The 13,186-nt window shown below is 65.7% G+C and carries 16 protein-coding genes; 11 read left to right on the forward strand and 5 right to left on the reverse strand.

The annotated features are described in order from the left end of the window. Positions 1 to 93: 93 nt before the first annotated feature. Complete coding sequence (locus B4F51_RS15180) at positions 94 to 597, forward strand: copper chaperone PCu(A)C (RefSeq protein WP_296226804.1); 504 nt, start codon at positions 94 to 96, stop codon at positions 595 to 597. Positions 598 to 651: 54 nt separating this feature from the next. Further along, complete coding sequence (locus B4F51_RS15185; RefSeq protein WP_296226806.1) at positions 652 to 867, forward strand: hypothetical protein; 216 nt, start codon at positions 652 to 654, stop codon at positions 865 to 867. On the opposite strand, the gene B4F51_RS15190 is transcribed toward B4F51_RS15185, so the two are convergent. From B4F51_RS15190 to B4F51_RS15200, 3 genes are read right to left on the reverse strand one after another with little or no spacing between them, the layout of a single operon-like run. Beyond that, complete coding sequence (locus tag B4F51_RS15190; protein ID WP_296226808.1) at positions 868 to 1,092, reverse strand: cysteine-rich CWC family protein; 225 nt, start codon at positions 1,090 to 1,092, stop codon at positions 868 to 870. Then, a complete protein-coding gene (locus B4F51_RS15195; RefSeq protein WP_296226809.1) occupies positions 1,089 to 1,301 on the reverse strand; it encodes a zf-HC2 domain-containing protein in 213 nt (70 codons plus the stop codon). Before B4F51_RS15195 ends, B4F51_RS15190 begins: the two co-directional genes overlap by 4 nt. Before the next feature lie 22 nt (positions 1,302 to 1,323). Then, the gene (locus tag B4F51_RS15200; RefSeq protein WP_296226811.1) at positions 1,324 to 1,917 is read right to left on the reverse strand and encodes a sigma-70 family RNA polymerase sigma factor; all 594 of its coding nucleotides are present in this window, start codon (positions 1,915 to 1,917) and stop codon (positions 1,324 to 1,326) included. Between the two features lie 176 nt (positions 1,918 to 2,093). Between B4F51_RS15200 and argB the strand changes: the two genes are divergently transcribed. From argB to slmA, 3 genes are read left to right on the forward strand one after another with little or no spacing between them, the layout of a single operon-like run. Next, positions 2,094 to 3,026 carry an acetylglutamate kinase gene (gene argB / locus B4F51_RS15205; RefSeq protein WP_296226813.1) on the forward strand — a complete coding sequence of 311 codons (933 nt, stop codon included), beginning with the start codon at positions 2,094 to 2,096 and terminating at the stop codon, positions 3,024 to 3,026. Beyond that, a complete protein-coding gene (locus tag B4F51_RS15210) occupies positions 3,026 to 3,895 on the forward strand; it encodes a pyrimidine 5'-nucleotidase (protein WP_296226815.1) in 870 nt (289 codons plus the stop codon). The genes argB and B4F51_RS15210 overlap by 1 nt, the downstream gene beginning before the upstream one ends. A gap of 56 nt (positions 3,896 to 3,951) precedes the next feature. Further along, the gene (gene slmA, locus B4F51_RS15215; RefSeq protein ID WP_296226817.1) at positions 3,952 to 4,602 is read left to right on the forward strand and encodes a nucleoid occlusion factor SlmA; all 651 of its coding nucleotides are present in this window, start codon (positions 3,952 to 3,954) and stop codon (positions 4,600 to 4,602) included. A gap of 58 nt (positions 4,603 to 4,660) precedes the next feature. Here the strand turns inward: slmA and B4F51_RS15220 are convergent, their stop codons facing one another. Next, complete coding sequence (locus tag B4F51_RS15220; protein WP_296227095.1) at positions 4,661 to 6,160, reverse strand: PLP-dependent aminotransferase family protein; 1,500 nt, start codon at positions 6,158 to 6,160, stop codon at positions 4,661 to 4,663. 142 nt (positions 6,161 to 6,302) lie between these two features. On the opposite strand from B4F51_RS15220, the gene gabT reads away from it, so the two are divergent. The 6 genes from gabT to B4F51_RS15250 all read left to right on the forward strand — a co-directional run bounded on the left by gabT (position 6,303) and on the right by B4F51_RS15250 (position 12,867). Then, positions 6,303 to 7,583, forward strand: a complete 1,281-nt coding sequence (gabT, locus tag B4F51_RS15225; RefSeq protein ID WP_296226819.1) for a 4-aminobutyrate--2-oxoglutarate transaminase — start codon at positions 6,303 to 6,305, stop codon at positions 7,581 to 7,583. 4 nt (positions 7,584 to 7,587) lie between these two features. Further along, a complete protein-coding gene (locus tag B4F51_RS15230; protein WP_296226821.1) occupies positions 7,588 to 9,087 on the forward strand; it encodes an NAD-dependent succinate-semialdehyde dehydrogenase in 1,500 nt (499 codons plus the stop codon). 272 nt (positions 9,088 to 9,359) lie between these two features. Further along, positions 9,360 to 10,565 carry a homoserine O-succinyltransferase MetX gene (gene metX / locus B4F51_RS15235; protein ID WP_296226822.1) on the forward strand — a complete coding sequence of 402 codons (1,206 nt, stop codon included), beginning with the start codon at positions 9,360 to 9,362 and terminating at the stop codon, positions 10,563 to 10,565. Continuing rightward, entirely contained in the window at positions 10,562 to 11,200 is a 639-nt protein-coding gene (gene metW / locus B4F51_RS15240) for a methionine biosynthesis protein MetW (RefSeq protein ID WP_296226824.1), read from the forward strand. The genes metX and metW overlap by 4 nt, the downstream gene beginning before the upstream one ends. Positions 11,201 to 11,431: 231 nt before the next feature. Further along, complete coding sequence (locus tag B4F51_RS15245) at positions 11,432 to 11,956, forward strand: phasin family protein (protein ID WP_296226825.1); 525 nt, start codon at positions 11,432 to 11,434, stop codon at positions 11,954 to 11,956. A gap of 161 nt (positions 11,957 to 12,117) precedes the next feature. Further along, positions 12,118 to 12,867: a tetratricopeptide repeat protein gene (locus B4F51_RS15250; RefSeq protein ID WP_296226827.1), complete on the forward strand. Its 750-nt coding sequence runs from the start codon at positions 12,118 to 12,120 to the stop codon at positions 12,865 to 12,867. Between the two features lie 77 nt (positions 12,868 to 12,944). On the opposite strand, the gene B4F51_RS15255 is transcribed toward B4F51_RS15250, so the two are convergent. Further along, on the reverse strand, positions 12,945 to 13,139 hold the full coding sequence (locus B4F51_RS15255) for a YbdD/YjiX family protein (RefSeq protein ID WP_296226828.1): 195 nt from the start codon (positions 13,137 to 13,139) through the stop codon (positions 12,945 to 12,947). Between the last annotated feature and the right edge of the window lie 47 nt (positions 13,140 to 13,186).

A 13,186-nucleotide genomic window follows, 5' to 3' on the forward strand; every position in this document is an offset into this window, starting at 1 on the left:
GCGTCAATCAGCCGCACAATTGTGCACCCGAAGCCCCTTCCGCAGACCGCTGTGCTTTAATGCGCAGCACGTTTTTCCCGACAGGAGCCTTTCATGACGACGTCCCGATCGATCCATTCTTCCGTCCGTCTGGCTGTGCTGGCCGCCGGCTTGATCGCCAGCGCTGCGGCACTGGCCCAGGTGACGGTACAGGATGCCTGGGCGCGCAGCACGGTGCCGGGCCAGACTGCGAGCGGTGCGTTCATGACGCTGCAAGCCGCAGACGGCGCCAAGGTGGTGGGCGTGTCAACGCCGGTGGCGGGCATGGCTGAGATCCACGAGATGAGGATGGAAGGCAACGTAATGCGCATGCGCGCCGTGCCCTCGCTGGATCTGCCCAAGGGGCAGGCCGTGCAACTGAAGCCGGGTGGCTACCACGTGATGCTGATGGACCTGAAGCAACCGCTCGTCAAGGACGCCATCGTGCCCATCACGCTCAAGGTGGAACTGGCCGACAAGCGCGTCGTCGAGCAGAAGGTCGATGCCAAGGTGCGTGACCTGACCGCAGGCAACAAGCCCGCCATGAACCATGACCAAGGCGGCGAACACAAACATTGATGGCTTGCAGCGGCGGGTATCGGCATGCTGCGGGCCGCCGAGGAGTGCATTCCCATGGCTAACAAAACGCTGAGCACCCGCCAGAAACTGACGTTTCGCATTGAGCCTTCCACGCAGGCTGGCACTGCGCGTCCGCGCAACTTCCTGGTGCCGCTGGCGCGTGGCCGCAAGGCCGGTGCCCACACCGAGGACGGTCATGCCGAACGCCAGCGCGGCCGGGCCGATGTCCGTCGCGCGCTGCGCACGCTCGACGACGACAGCAAAGACTGATCAATCGGCGGATGCCGCCTTCGCCCGCGCAATCGCCTCGCGCAGGCAGCGCTGACAGCGGCAGCCTTGGCCAGGGCGCCGCGCGCTGGCGGGCAGGGCTTCTTCCTGCATGCACCAGCACGACGCATCGGGCTGCACGCCGTCGCCGATGGCGCCGCAGCGCAGTTCCGCCCCGCACACCGAACAGACGGTGTTGGCGGCCAACGCCGGTTTTGACACGATCACGGACGCCCGACTCCGTCGTCGTCCTGCCCGAGCCGATGCATCGCCTGGCGCAGAAACCCCATCTGATGCGAGAACCGCGTACACGCATCGCACGCAAACAGGTGAATGCGCAGGCGCAGGCGTTCGCCGGCAGACAGCTCGCGGTCCATCTTGGACACCAGCATGCGGTGGGCTTCGTGGCAGGTGGGCAATCCCCAACGGTTCGGCATGATGCGTTCTCGGTGATGCGGCTTATGCGGCAGTCGGCTGGTTGCCGAACCAGTGCAGGTCCAGGCACTCGCGCAGGCGCATGCGGGCACGGTAGAGCAGTGCCCAGGCATTGGTCGCGGTGATCTCCAATTCCTGACAGATTTCGTCTGTCTCCAGCTCCAGCCATTCGCGCATCATGAAGACGCGCCCGACGCGCGGCGGCAGGCGGTCGACGCACATCTGCAACACGTCGAAGAACTCGCGCCGCGCGAGCGCCGCGTCGGGGTCGCCCCAGTCGGACGGCGGGCTCACATAGTGGCCGTCGGCGGCGAACAGGCTGTCGAAGACGGCTTCATCCGAGCGCAGATCGGCCTCGTCGGACTGACCGCCCGCGAGCAGCGAGACGCGCACTTCGCGCCGCCCCGAGCGGATCGCGTCGACGATCTTGTGCTTGAGGATGCCGATCACGTAGGTCTTGAGCGAGGCGTTGCCGGCAAAGCGTTCGGGGTGTTCCAGCACGGCCAGGATGGTATCGGCGACCACGTCTTCGGCCAGCGCCGTGTCGCGCAGCTGCAGTTGCGCAAAACGCTGCAGGTGCGGGCGCAGGGCGTCGAGTTGATCGGGGGCGATGGCCATGTTTCGGGGGAGTGTTTTCTGCTGGCAACGGTTGTGGCCGGACCGCAAGGGTCGCCATCAGACTGTGCCGGCTTTTCTTGTAAAATCGCGCCTGCCGAAAATGGGCTGCAACGCTTTTGTGTAGCAAGCGACATTCGGCTTTCCATCATACCCCGCCCAACCCGGATGTCACCGTCATGACCGCTTCTGTAGCTGCTGCCCCCGACCCTGCAGGCCTTGGCCCCGAACTCGCGCATATCGCGCCGGCGCTGAAGGCGGAAATTCTCGCGCAGGCCCTGCCCTATATCCGCAAGTTCCACGGCAAGACCATCGTCATCAAGTACGGCGGCAACGCCATGACGGAAGAAAAGCTCAAGCACGGTTTCGCGCGCGACGTGATCCTGCTCAAGCTGGTCGGCATGAACCCGGTGGTGGTGCACGGCGGCGGCCCGCAGATCGACGAAGCGCTGAAGAAGGTCGGCAAGACCGGCACCTTCATCCAGGGCATGCGCGTGACCGATGAAGAGACCATGGAAGTGGTCGAATGGGTGCTCGGCGGCGAAGTCCAGCAGGACATCGTCATGCTGATCAACCAGTACGGCGGCCAGGCCGTCGGCCTGACCGGCAAGGACGGCGGCCTGATCCGCGCCAAGAAGCTGAAGATGCCGGACCGTGAGAATCCGGGCCAGTTCATCGACATCGGCTTCGTGGGCGATATCGAAACCATCAACCCGGCCGTGGTCAAGGCGCTGCAGGACGACGCGTTCATCCCGGTCATCTCGCCCATCGGCTTTTCTGACGACGGTCAGGCGTACAACATCAACGCCGATGTGGTGGCCGGCAAGATGGCCGAGATCCTCAAGGCCGAGAAGCTGGTCATGATGACCAACATCCCCGGCGTGATGGACAAGCAGGGCACCCTGCTGACCGACCTGTCGGCCCGCGAGATCGACGACCTGTTTGCCGACGGCACCATCTCGGGCGGCATGCTGCCGAAGATCTCGTCGGCGCTGGATGCGGCCAAGAGCGGCGTGAATTCGGTGCACATCATCGACGGGCGCATCGAGCACTCGCTGCTGCTGGAAATCCTGACCGAGCAGGCGTTCGGCACGATGATCCGCTCACATTGATGCGCAACATCCGGGCGGCGCGGGCGCGCCATGCTGCGCGCGCCTGGCCGCGTGAGGTCGTGGCCCCCGCGCCACCCAAGCAACAGCCGGTCTGGCTGTTCGACCTCGACAACACGCTTCACCACGCCTCGCACGCGATCTTTCCGCAGATCAACCGGCTGATGACGGCCTATGTGGCGCGCGTGCTCGGCACGGACGAAACCACCGCCAGCCAGGTGCGCGTGGATTACTGGCGCCGCTACGGTGCCACCATCCTGGGCATGGTCCGCCACCACGGCGTCGATCCCGACGATTTTCTAGCCCAGGCACACAAGTTCGACGATCTGCGCGCCATGGTGCGCGCCGAGCGCGGCCTGGCCCAACTGCTGCGCGCGCTGCCCGGTCGCAAGATCCTGCTGACCAATGCGCCGGCCGCCTATGCACGTGAGGTGGTGCGGCACATCGGCCTCAAGCGCGCGTTTGCGCGCGAGATTGCCGTCGAGAATATGTGGGTGCACGGGCGCCTGCGTCCCAAACCCGATCCACTGATGCTGCGCCGGCTGCTGGCGCGCGAGCGTATCGCCCCGTCGCGCGCCATCCTGGTGGAAGACACGCTCTCGCACCTCAAGCGCTACCGGCGCCTGGGGATCGGCACTGTCTGGGTGACGGGCTATCTGCGCAGGGTGGCAACTGCGGTGGCGCCCGGTGTCCCGTCTCAATCGGCTGCCGAGGCTTTGCACCCGATGCAAGCCGCAGCGCTGGGCGCGCGTGCAAATTCGCCACATCAGCCGGCCGCCGCGCCGATTTTGTTCGCCAACCGGCCCGGCTATGTCAGCGTGAAAGTAAAATCGGTGCTTCAACTAAAACGAAGGCTTGTTCGACGCGGCTAGCGGCTAGCGGCTAGCAATTGGCCCGCGTCCAGAACGGGAGAGGGGCCGAGGAAGTCATGAGCAATGCGCAAACGGGGTTTCCAACCGACGAGCTACCCACGGGGGCCGTCACCGAAGCATCACCGGCACGCAAGCGCCCCCGCCCGGGCGAGCGCCGCGTGCAGATTCTGCAGACGCTGGCGGGCATGCTCGAACATCCGCGTGGCGAGAAAATCACCACGGCTGGGCTGGCCGCCAAGCTGGATGTGTCGGAAGCGGCACTCTATCGTCACTTCGCCAGCAAGGCGCAGATGTACGAGGGGCTGATCGAGTTCATAGAGCAGACCGTTTTCGGCCTCATCAATCAAATCACGCTGCATGAAGAACACGGCTTGCGCCAGGCGCACGCCATCGCACACATGCTGCTGTCGTTTGCCGACAAGAACCCGGGCATGACGCGTGTGCTGGTGGGCGACGCGCTGGTTGGCGAAGACGAGCGCCTGCCCGAGCGCATGGCGCAGTGCCTGGACCGCATCGAAGCCTCGCTCAAGCAGAGCCTGCGCATGGCCGTCACGCAGGGCGCGTGGCCGGCCGATACGGACATCGCCTCGCGTGCCAATCTGATTGTCTGCATGGTGCTGGGGCGCTGGCACCGGTACGCCAAGAGCGGCTTTCGCAAGTCGCCCATGGAAGGTCTGGATGCGCAGTTGCGGGTGCTGCTCGCTTGAATTCGCATCGCCCAGGGAGAGCCCCGCAGTGCGGGGCGTTTTTGTTGGTGTGCGCCGCTCAGCCGGCGGTGCGGATCGCCTCTGCCAACGTATGAAAGCGCGCAGCGATGGCCTCGGTCTCCACATGTCCGTAGCCGAGCAGTAACCCGGGCTGGCGGCGTGCGTCGTCCTGGTAATAGCGCGACAGCGGGCGCGTGACGACGTCATTGGCGAGCGCCTGTTCGACCACGGCCACGTCATTGGTGCCTGCAGGCAGCCCAAGCACGAGGTGCAAGCCTGACGCACCGTCATGCACCGGTAGTGCATCGCCGAATTCATTGCTAATCGACGCCAGCAGCGTCTCGCGCCGCTCCGCATACACCCCGCGCATGCGCCGGATGTGCGAGACGAAGTGCCCTTCTGCAATGAAGTCCGCCAGCACGGCCTGCGTGAGGATCTGGCCGCCGCGGAACATCTCCGACAAGCCTGTCGCAAACGCATCGGCCAGCGCGGGCGGCACCACCAGATAGCCGATGCGCAGGCTCGGGAACAGCACCTTGGAGAACGTGCCCATGTAGAGCACGCGCCCCCCTTCGTCCAAACCCTGCAGCGAGGGCAGCGGGCGGCTGCCGTAGCGGAACTCGCTGTCGTAGTCGTCCTCGACGATCCACGCGTCGGTGGCGTGTGCGGTGGCCAGCAGCGCGCGGCGCCGTGCCAGGCTCATCACCGAACCGAGCGGGTATTGGTGTGATGGTGACACCACCATCAGCTTGGGCGGTTTGGCACGTGTTCGACCGCGGGTGGGGGTGTCGAAGCGCATGCCTTCGTCGTCCACCGGCAGCGGCACGGTGCGGATGCCTGCCGCCGTGAGCACGCTGCGCACGCCCCAGTAGCCGGGGTCTTCGATCCAGGCGCTATCGCCGGCATCGCACAGCAGTTGCGCGATGAGCTGCAGCGACGGGTGGATGCCAGCGGTGATGATGATCTGCTCGGGTTCGCAGCGCACGCCGCGCGCGGTGCGCAGGTAATCGGCCAGCGCGGTGCGCAGCGGCAGGTAGCCGGCGCCCACCGGATACGTCAGCAGCGCGGGCGAGGGTTTGCGCAGCAGCCGGTTGTGCAGCCGCGACCAGATGCGCGCCGGAAACATCCGCACCTCCGGCACGCCCGGCATGAAGGCGCCCCATTGGCGTGAGCTGGCACCCGCATCGCGCACCAGCGCGCGGCCGCGTGTGGAGAGCATTGGCGTGGCCGGCGTCGCTGCCTCGGCAATCGGCACAGCCAAAGGGGAGGATACGGGCGTGGCATCCAGCCGGTCCGGTGCGGTATCGGCGACAAAGGTGCCGCTGCCCACCCCTGCCGACACGTAGCCTTCCACGCCCAATTGCTCATAGACGTGGATGACCGTGTTGCGCGCGATACCCAGTTCGGTGGCCAACTGGCGCGACGAGGGCAGGCGCGTGCCGGGCTGCAACTCGTCGCGGAGGATGCCTTCCTGCAGCACGCGGTAGAGGCGGCGGTGGTCGGGTTCTCCGCCGGGTTCGGCGCGGTCGAACCGGCGCTGCAGGTAGTCCACCAGCATGCTGGCGCGATGGGCGGGGGAATGGTCGGCCATAACGAAAGTGGCTCTATCAGAAAAACATGATTGGGTCTCATTGTACGGGGCCAATGGCTGCCACACTGGCCCGCATCGTACATTTTCTTGACCCCGCTCACCCAACGCCATGAACGCCCGAGACCCGCAACAGAACGCCCAATGGAATGCCCGCCGCCTTGTCGCCACGCCGCGCGGCGTCGGTGTGATGACCGACCGCTACGCCGAGCGTGCCGAGAACGCCCTGTTCTGGGATGTGGAAGGTCGCCGCTACATTGACTTCGCGGCCGGCATTGCCGTGGTCAACACCGGCCATCGCCACCCGCGCCTGGTGCAGGCCGTGCGCGAGCAGCTCGATCGCTTCACGCACACCGCCTACCAGATCGTGCCGTACGGCTCGTACGTCGAACTGGCCGAGCGCCTGAACGCGATCACGCCGGGCACGCATGCCAAGAAGACCGCGTTCTTCACCACCGGTGCCGAGGCGGTTGAAAACGCCATCAAGATCGCGCGTGCGCACACGGGCCGTCCGGGCGTGATCGCGCTCACGGGCGCTTTCCACGGACGCACGTTCATGGGCATGTCGCTCACGGGCAAGGTGGTGCCGTACAAGACCGGTTTCGGCCCCTTCCCGGGCAGCATCTACCACGTGCCGGCGCCGGTTGCGCTGCATGGCGTGAGCACGCAGGATGCGCTGGATGCGATCCAACGCCTGTTCAAGGCCGACATTGACCCGCGCCAGGTCGCGGCCATCATCTTTGAACCGGTGCAGGGCGAGGGCGGGTTCTATCAAATGCCAGCCGACTTCGTGCGTGCGATCCGCGCGCTGTGCGACGAGCACGGCATCGTGATGATCGCCGACGAAGTGCAGACCGGCTTTGCCCGCACCGGCAAGCTGTTCGCCATGGAGCACACTGGCGTGCTGCCCGACCTGACGACGATGGCCAAGGGCCTGGCCGGTGGCCTGCCGCTGTCGGCCGTCACGGGCCGTGCCGAGATCATGGACGCCCCCGCCCCTGGCGGCCTGGGCGGCACCTACGCCGGCAACCCGCTGGCCGTGGCGTCCGCGCACGCGGTGCTCGATATCATCGCCGACGAAAAGCTGTGTGAGCGTTCCGCCGCGCTGGGCCAGCGGCTGGTCGAGGCATTGGATGCCGCGAAAGCCAAGCAGCCGCGCATTGCCGAAGTGCGTGGCGTGGGCGCGATGGTTGCTGTGGAGTTCAACACGCCGGACGGCAAGCCCGACGCCGACTTCACCAAGCTCGTGCAGCAACGTGCGCTCGAAGCTGGCCTGCTGTTGCTGTCGTGCGGCGTGTACGGCAATGTGATCCGCTTCTTGTTCCCGCTCACGATTGAAGACGCGGTGTTCGAGGAGGGCCTTGCCATCCTGCAACGCGCACTGGAGGGCTGACACCATGACCCGCACCGATTTGCCGGGCGCCCCGGCGGCGCCCATTGCGCTCAAAGACCCTGGTCTGTGGCGCACGCAGGCGTTCCTGGCCGGCACATGGGCCAACGCCGATGACGGCGCCACGCGCGATGTGACCGACCCGGCGACCGGCCGCACCATCGGCACAGTGCCCGGCATGGGCGCCGCCGAGACGCGCCGCGCCATCGACGCCGCGCAGGTTGCGCAACGCGCCTGGCGCAAGGTCACGGCCCGCGAGCGCGCCAAGATCTTGCGTCGCCTGGCCGACCTGATGCTAGATCACCAGCAGGATCTCGCCGCCATCCTGACCGCTGAGCAGGGCAAGCCGCTGCCCGAGGCCGCAGGCGAAATCGCCTACGCTGCGTCGTTCATCGAATGGTTTGCCGAAGAAGCGCGCCGCGTGTACGGCGACACCATCCCAGCGCCGCAGGGCGACCGCCGCATTGTCGTGCAGAAGGAGCCGATTGGCGTGACGGCGGCCATCACGCCGTGGAATTTCCCGATTGCGATGATGACGCGCAAGGTCGGCCCCGCGCTCGCGGCCGGCTGCGCGATGGTGGTCAAGCCCGCGCTGGAGACGCCCTATTCCGCGCTGGCCTTTGCGGAACTGGCAGCGCGCGCCGGTGTGCCTGCTGGCCTACTCTCCGTTGTTACCGGCGATGCGCAAGCCATTGGCGGCGAACTGACCTCCAACCCCATCGTGCGCAAGCTGAGCTTCACCGGCTCGACCGCCGTCGGCAAGCTGCTGATGCGCCAGTGCGCGGACGACGTGAAGAAGCTGTCGCTGGAGTTGGGCGGCAACGCGCCGTTCATCGTGTTCGACGATGCTGATGTCGATGCCGCCGTGGAAGGCGCGATGGTCGCCAAGTACCGCAACGCCGGCCAGACCTGCGTGTGCGCTAACCGCTTCTACGTGCAGCGCGGCATTTACGACACGTTTGCCGCCAAGCTGGCCGACGCCGTGCGCGCGCTGCGCGTGGGCAACGGCACTGAACCCGGTGTGCAGCAAGGCCCGCTGATCCACATGCGGGCGATGGACAAGGTGCGTGCGCACCTGGAAGACGCGGTGTCGCAAGGTGCCCGCGTGCTGGTCGGCGGCAAGCCGCACGCGCTGTCAGCGCAGGGCGGCGCGTTCTTCGAGCCGACCGTCATCGTCGATGCCAAGCCCGACATGCTGGTCGCGCATGAAGAGACCTTCGGCCCGCTGGCCGCGCTGATTCCCTTCGACACCGAAGACGAAGCCGTGGCCGCCGCCAACGATACCGAGTTCGGCCTGGCTGCGTACTTCTATACGCGCGATCTGGGGCGCGCGTGGCGCGTGTCGGAGGCGCTGGAGAGCGGCATGGTCGGCGTCAACACCGGGCTGATTTCGACGGCCGAAGCGCCGTTTGGTGGCGTCAAGCAATCGGGCCTGGGCCGCGAAGGTTCCAAGTACGGCATCGACGAGTACCTGGAGATCAAGTACATCAGCATGGCCGGTCTCTGACCCAATTGCACAGCGGAGCATCGGATGCATCAGGCAGTGGTGATGCGTCCGGCTCCGCTTGCTCTATAATCCTCACTTCCTGACGCGCCGATTTGACGACTGGCTTGCGGGCGCGCGGGAGTCCTGATTGCACGAATGTGGCTCAGGGCTCTCATTACAAATGCGGCTAAAGAGGTTCGGTCAGATCGCGGGGTAGGCACCCCACGTGCGCCACATGAGAACCCGATTGGTTGCAACTACAGCGTTGCCGGTCGGGTTTTTTCTTTGGCGCCATGACAGACATCCAGGCGGCACCCGCAGATACCGCGGCCGTGGCCGATACGCCGCCTCCAGCGGCACACACCGGCAAGCCGGCCAACGCCATCGGCCTGGTCGTGCCCGAGCGCATGCATTTTGCCGAGCCGCTCGCGCTGCGCAACGGCTCGCAGATTGCCGGCTACGACCTGATGGTCGAGACCTACGGCACGCTCAACGCCGAGCGCTCCAACGCCGTGCTGGTCTGCCACGCGCTCAACGCCTCGCACCACGTGGCAGGCGTGCATGCGGAAGGCGAAGTCGGCTGGTGGGACAACATGGTCGGCCCGGGCAAGCCGGTCGATACCAACCGCTTCTTCGTCATCGGGGTGAACAACCTCGGCTCGTGCTTTGGCTCGACCGGCCCGATGAGCCCCCACCCCGAGACCGGCCAGCCCTACGGCGCGCGCTTCCCCGTGGTGACGGTGGAAGACTGGGTGAATGCCCAGGCGCGCGTGGCCGATCGCTTCGGCATTCAGCAGTTCGCAGCGGTGATGGGCGGCAGCCTTGGCGGCATGCAGGCGCTAGCGTGGAGCCTGATGTATCCGGAGCGCGTGCGGCACTGCGTGGTGGTGGCGTCCACGCCCAAGCTGTCGGCGCAGAATATCGCCTTCAACGAGGTGGCGCGCAGCGCGATCCTGTCTGACCCCGACTTCCACGGCGGCGATTACTACGCGCACAACGTCAAGCCCAAGCGCGGCCTGCGCGTGGCACGCATGATCGGCCACATCACCTATCTGTCGGACGAAGACATGGCCGAGAAATTCGGCCGCGAGCTCAAGGCCGACGACATCCGCTTCTCGTTCGACGTCGAGTTCCAGGTCGAGAGCTACCTGCGCTACCAGGGCGACAAGTTTGCCGAGTACTTCGACGCCAATACGTACCTGCTGATCACGCGCGCGCTCGACTACTTTGACCCCGCGCTGGCCTACGGCGGAAGCCTCACGAAGGCGGTGGCGCACACGCAGGCGAGCTACCTCGTCATCAGCTTCACCACCGACTGGCGCTTCGCCCCCGCGCGCAGCCGCGAGCTGGTCAAGGCGCTGCTCGACAACAAGCGCCCCGTCACCTACGGCGAGATCGAGGCGCCGCACGGCCACGATGCCTTCCTGCTGGAAGACCCGCGCTACCACGCCCTCGTGCGCGCTTACTACGAACGCATCGCGCAGGAGATCGGCGCATGACCTCGCAAACGCTGAACGCCATCGCCGCACCTTCGGCGGTGCCCAACATCCTGGCCGACCGGGCGGACTTTCGCGCCATTGCGCGCTGGATCGAGCCGCGCTCGACGGTGCTCGACCTCGGCTGTGCCGACGGCAGCCTGCTGCGCGTATTGCAGGACGAGCTGGACGTGCTGGCCTATGGCATCGAGATCGACGACGCGGGCGTGCTGGCCTCTGCCCAGAAAGGCATTCACGTGATCCAGCAGAATCTGGAAGGTGGCCTGGCGCTGTTCGAAGACAAGAGTTTCGACACGGTCATCCTCTCGCAGACGCTGCAGACCATCCACAACACCGCGCAGGTGCTGCGCGAGACGCTGCGTGTGGGCCGCGAGTGCATCGTGTCGTTTCCGAACTTCGGTTACTGGCCGCACCGGCTGTCGATCTTCCGCGGGCGCATGCCGGTGTCGGAGTCGCTGCCGTATGAGTGGTACGACACGCCCAACGTGCGCGTGCTGACCATCCGCGATTTCGAGGCGCTGGCGCCCAAGGTGGGGCTGGTGATTCTCGATCGGGTGGTGCTGCACGAAGGCAGCATCGTGCGCTGGGGTGCCAACTGGCGCGGCAGCGTGGCGATTTATCGCGTACGCGCGGGCTAGCTGGCCGGCGGCGATTCAGGGAAGGGAGGCACGGGCTGCCTCCCTTTTTTATTCTCTGCGCGACAATTTCTGTGCGTCATATTCTGTCGCGCGCACGGGATCGTCTTGATGTTGCTTTTCTCGTTTCCAGGGCTTAGTGGGTTGGTTAATCCTGATCTGCAATTTATCAAATCAATGAAATAATCATCGGCTGTATTATGTTCGGCGCCTCTGACACAAAAGGAGTGATTTATGTTGAAAACCGAGCACGTCACCGCCTCTCACAAGACTGGGCTGGAGACACTCGCCGAACTGACCAGCGCGGCGCTCGACAGCGTCGAGAAGCTCAGCGAGCTGCAGTTCCAGGTGGTGCGCGCCACGCTGGATGACGGTAGCGACCACGGCAAGCGGGTGCTGGGCGCGCAGAGCCTGCAAGCGCTGGCCGTCGCGCAGAGTGACGCAGCACGCCCGTCGGCCGAAAAGCTGCTGGCCTACAGCCGCCACCTGTACGAGATTGCCGCGGGTGCGCATATGGAATTCCGCAAGGTGGCCCAGGCGCGCGCCAACGAGCAATGCCGGATCGCGCTGGCGTGGCTGGACGATTATGCCAAGCACGCCATGCCGGGCTCGGAGGTAGCCATTACGCTGATGCGCTCGACGATTACCGCCACCCAGCACGCCTGCGATGCGTTGCAGGATGCGTCCACGCACGCGATCAGCCTGCTGGATAATGTCGTGCAGGCAAATGGAAAAGCGCAGAAAAAGAGCGGCGCGTAGTCGCAAAATCAAACGGGTTTGAATGGCCGCGACGTAGCAATGCGTCGCGGTTTTCTTTTGTCGGGGGTGCCAAATCGTTGCGTCGCATCGCGTGTCGCCGTGCGAACGCGAACGGACGTGGCGCGCTACACTGAATCCATCTTCGCGGTGAGGAGCGAGCGATGGGTACACAGCTCACACGATGCCGATTTCGGCACATTCTGCAGGCGGTCGCCGCTCTTGCGGCAGGCGTTACGATCTTTCCGGTGCTGGCCGCGCCCTCGCCGTCGGACACCCGCAGCGATGCCGCCGCCCTCACCCAGATCGCGATCGCGCACTACGAGCACAACGACTTCGGCCACGCCTTCGACGAATTTGCCGAGGCCGCGCAGCGCGGCAACCGCCTCGCACAGTTCGACTACGCCATGATGCTGATGCGCGGCGAAGGCACCGTCGCGCGGCCGGAAGAAGCCGTCAAATGGCTGCGCCGCGCCGCCGACAACCAGATGACCCACGCGCAGTTTGCCTACGGCGAGCTATTCGAGCGCGGCGAACTGGTGCCGCGTTCCTTGGAAGAAGCTAACAAGTGGTATGAGCGCGCCGCCAGCGGCGGGCATATCGAGGCACAGCGCGCGCTGGCAACCAACTATTTCACCGGGCGCGGAGTACCGCGCGACTACGGGCGCGCCTTCGCCTGGTACAAGAAGGCGGCCGAGGGCGGCGATGCGCCGTCACAGTACATCGTTGGCAGCTACTACGAGCGCGGCGAGCCGGGCGTGGTGCCGCAAGATCTCGAACAGGCCAAGACGTGGTACGGCCGCGCTGCCGCGCAGGGCGACGTGGGCGCGTTGGCCAAGCTGCGCGAGTTGGTGGAGAAGACCTACCGTGCCAAGCATGGGGACCCGCCGGCTGCGGTGCGGCCATCCCTGTAGCGCGGGCACGAAGAAAAACCGCCGGGCATGGCTTCATGCACCGGCGGTTGTGTTTTGCAGTGTTCGACTTTTCGTCGTCAACAACAGCGGCCCACGCGGCCTTTGTAGCGTGCGTCTTGGCGTTCGCGAAAGAACTCTTCGTACGTCATGACCGCCTGGCCGGGGTGGGTTTCCTGCATGTGGCGCACGTAGGTGTCGTAGTCCGGCACACCGACCATCAGGCGCATCGCCTGGCCCAGGTAGCGGCCCAGCGTTTCGATTTCTTCGCGCATGCGGTTTCTCCTTGCTGGGTGGCTGCCATGGTGGCGGCATGCGTGTT

Source organism: Ralstonia sp. UBA689 (assembly GCF_002298975.1).
Lineage (GTDB): Bacteria > Pseudomonadota > Gammaproteobacteria > Burkholderiales > Burkholderiaceae > Ralstonia.

Excerpts from the sequence above, each read along its gene's own strand:
- argB (WP_296226813.1), top strand. The coding sequence starts at position 2,094 with ATGACCGCTTCTGTAGCTGCTGCCCCCGACCCTGCAGGCCTTGGCCCC.
- B4F51_RS15255 (WP_296226828.1), bottom strand. The coding sequence starts at position 13,139 with ATGCGCGAAGAAATCGAAACGCTGGGCCGCTACCTGGGCCAGGCGATG.
- B4F51_RS15200 (WP_296226811.1), bottom strand. The coding sequence starts at position 1,917 with ATGGCCATCGCCCCCGATCAACTCGACGCCCTGCGCCCGCACCTGCAG.
- B4F51_RS15180 (WP_296226804.1), top strand. The coding sequence starts at position 94 with ATGACGACGTCCCGATCGATCCATTCTTCCGTCCGTCTGGCTGTGCTG.
- B4F51_RS15220 (WP_296227095.1), bottom strand. The coding sequence starts at position 6,160 with ATGCTGGTGGACTACCTGCAGCGCCGGTTCGACCGCGCCGAACCCGGC.
- B4F51_RS15185 (WP_296226806.1), top strand. The coding sequence starts at position 652 with ATGGCTAACAAAACGCTGAGCACCCGCCAGAAACTGACGTTTCGCATT.
- B4F51_RS15210 (WP_296226815.1), top strand. The coding sequence starts at position 3,026 with ATGCGCAACATCCGGGCGGCGCGGGCGCGCCATGCTGCGCGCGCCTGG.
- gabT (WP_296226819.1), top strand. The coding sequence starts at position 6,303 with ATGAACGCCCGAGACCCGCAACAGAACGCCCAATGGAATGCCCGCCGC.
- B4F51_RS15230 (WP_296226821.1), top strand. The coding sequence starts at position 7,588 with ATGACCCGCACCGATTTGCCGGGCGCCCCGGCGGCGCCCATTGCGCTC.
- B4F51_RS15250 (WP_296226827.1), top strand. The coding sequence starts at position 12,118 with ATGGGTACACAGCTCACACGATGCCGATTTCGGCACATTCTGCAGGCG.
- metW (WP_296226824.1), top strand. The coding sequence starts at position 10,562 with ATGACCTCGCAAACGCTGAACGCCATCGCCGCACCTTCGGCGGTGCCC.
- B4F51_RS15195 (WP_296226809.1), bottom strand. The coding sequence starts at position 1,301 with ATGCCGAACCGTTGGGGATTGCCCACCTGCCACGAAGCCCACCGCATG.
- slmA (WP_296226817.1), top strand. The coding sequence starts at position 3,952 with ATGAGCAATGCGCAAACGGGGTTTCCAACCGACGAGCTACCCACGGGG.
- metX (WP_296226822.1), top strand. The coding sequence starts at position 9,360 with ATGACAGACATCCAGGCGGCACCCGCAGATACCGCGGCCGTGGCCGAT.
- B4F51_RS15245 (WP_296226825.1), top strand. The coding sequence starts at position 11,432 with ATGTTGAAAACCGAGCACGTCACCGCCTCTCACAAGACTGGGCTGGAG.